Here is a 276-nt window from a genome sequence, read left to right as displayed (position 1 = left end):
CTGCTGCTCAATGATGGCGACTTAGAAAGAATCCAGCATTGCCTTGAGCGAAACTCGTTCAGAGCGGAGTGTACGTAAAAGTCCTTGTGTCATTGCGGCCTCGCGATCAACACCGGCTCCGAGGTGATCTCCACAAGTCACCCAGAGGACATTTGCAGAGTCAGTTAAAAGCGTTTGCAGATGCAAAAATTCGCTTCCTGACATGGCCGCCACGAGCGGACTCTCAAGGTCAGTTAGCATGATGACATTATTGCTAGGTGGGCAAGCATCTCCAAG

The 276-nt window shown here is 50.7% G+C and carries 1 protein-coding gene; it reads right to left on the bottom strand.

Annotation, left to right across the window (positions count from 1 at the left end; translation table 11 throughout):
• Positions 1-21: 21 nt before the first annotated feature.
• Positions 22-276 (bottom strand): hypothetical protein (locus QWJ41_RS21200; RefSeq protein ID WP_302710478.1); only part of this gene is annotated, 255 nt, incomplete at its 5' end.

This window comes from Nocardioides cremeus (assembly GCF_030518195.1).
Classification (GTDB): domain Bacteria; phylum Actinomycetota; class Actinomycetes; order Propionibacteriales; family Nocardioidaceae; genus Nocardioides; species Nocardioides cremeus.
The sequence above is the reverse complement of the archived record's forward strand: the minus strand, read 5'-3'. Positions and strand labels throughout refer to the sequence as shown.